The following is a 1,922-nucleotide window of genomic DNA, read 5'->3' as shown; positions in this document are numbered from 1 at the left end:
ACGATCACCCACCTCGGGGGGCCGCCTGCGAGTGTGTCGAGCGTCGAGCCGACGCGGATCCCCTCGTCCGTGGTCAGCCCCGCAAGCGGAACGATCTCGTTGTCGAAGAGACCGTTCTTGGTCGCTGCTGCGGCCAATTCGTGTGAGCGCAGGGCGAACTCGTCCATCTCGGTGCGCGAGATGCCCCACTTGGCTGCGATCAGCTCCGCCGAGATGCCCTGCCCGACAAGTCCTTCGGGGTACCGTTCGTCGAAGGCCACGCCGTTGAGGTCGTCGGTGCCGAAGGCAGCCGATCCCATCGGTACCCGCGACATCGATTCGACGCCCGCACCGACCACGACGTCGTAGGCTCCCGCGATGACGCCCTGCGCCGCGAACGCGGTGGCCTGTTGACCACTGCCGCATTGCCTGTCGAGCGAGACGCCCGGCACCGACTCCGGGTAGCCGGCCGCCAACAAACCGCGACGCGCGATGTTGAGGCTCTGCTCACCGACCTGCGTGACAACGCCGGTGATCACATCGTCGATGTCGGACGGATCGATTGCATTGCGTGACAGTAGTTCTCGCAGCGGATGAGCCAGGAGGTCAACCGGGTGTACGTCGTGTAGCGCGCCCGTCGGCTTTCCCTTGCCGACCGGGGTGCGCACGGCGTCGACGATGACTGCTGTGTTCATGATCTTCATACCTTTCGTGAGGGTGAATCATGCTGTGCCCGACTATGTTCGGGCGGGGCGGTGCTACGACCCCGAGGCCCAAGACCGCAAGACCGCATCAACCGATGTTCGACGCCGCGACCGCTTCAGCCTGGGCGGACGTGCGACGCACCAGCGGGCCGAGCGCGAGAATGGTTGCGGCTGCGGCGAATGCCGCGCAGACCCACCAGGTCCCCGTTGTGACTCCCGCTCCGAGCATGGCGACAAGCGCGCTGGTGCCGATCGTCGTACCCAGTTGTCGCGACATCGTGATCACCGCGCTGCCGCGGCCGGCGATAGCGGCGTCGAGTCCGGCTGTGGCGGTGGCGATCAACGCCGGAATGACCAGGCCGACACCGAATCCGCCGAGGAGCCAACCGGGTAGGAAGCCGGCGGCGTAGTTGGGATCGGACGCGTCGGTGCAGATTCCGATCAGCACCATTCCGATGGCCCACATGCCCGCTCCCGCGGCGGCGAGCAACCACGGCGAGACCATCCGCGCCATCCGGGAGACCAGCACCGCCGCCACGGGCACCATCAGCGGACCCGGCGCAACGGCCAGACCGCTGCGGATCACCGAATAGCCCCAGCCCTTCTGTAGCAACAGGATTCCGTCGAGCAAGCCGGCGGCGAAGGCGACGCTGAACAGCAACATCGCTGCCGTCCCGAAGGAGAACTCAGGACGCGAGAACAACCGTGTGGGGATCAGCGGGTCGTCGGATCGCCGATCGATGAAGACGAAGGCCACACCCAGGATCACGGCAGCGACGAGCGCGGCGATCGCGCGCGTTGAACCCCATCCCCACTCGTCGCCCTGCACCAGGTAGAGGACGCCGAGTGCGCTCGACGCCGCGAGTAGCACGGCGCCTGTGAGCATTCCGATCGAGACGGCAGCGCCGGAGCGTTGTTGCTGCACACCAGAGTCGCGTCCGAAGACCCGGACCGCCGCGATCACGAACGCGATGCCGATCGGCACGTTGATCAGAAACGCTGCACGCCAGGAGAATTCGACGAGGATACCGCCGACGACCGGCCCGAGCGCCGCCGCCATCCCCGACGTTGCGGCCCAGATGCGCACGGCACCCGCCCGACGCTCCGGTGGCACCGACGTCACCAGAAGCGCAAGGCTCGCGGGCGTGAGCGCCGCCGCCCCGACAGCCTGCAGCACCCGCGCGGCGATGAGAACGCCGAGTGTCGGTGCGCATGCCGCGAGCGCGCTCGCCGCGGTGA

1 protein-coding gene and 1 pseudogene are annotated in these 1,922 nt (G+C 67.6%); both read right to left on the bottom strand.

What is annotated here, in order from left to right:
• Window positions 1-674: pseudogene (locus B3T59_RS13495) on the bottom strand (steroid 3-ketoacyl-CoA thiolase); the annotation flags it as partial.
• A gap of 97 nt (window positions 675-771) precedes the next feature.
• Window positions 772-1,922 (bottom strand): MFS transporter (locus B3T59_RS13490; RefSeq protein WP_287003790.1); only part of this gene is annotated, 1,151 nt, incomplete at its 5' end.

Source organism: Gordonia sp. UBA7860 (assembly GCF_002500165.1).
GTDB classification, from domain to species: Bacteria; Actinomycetota; Actinomycetes; order Mycobacteriales; family Mycobacteriaceae; genus Gordonia; species Gordonia sputi.
The sequence above is the reverse complement of the archived record's forward strand: the minus strand, read 5'-3'. Positions and strand labels throughout refer to the sequence as shown.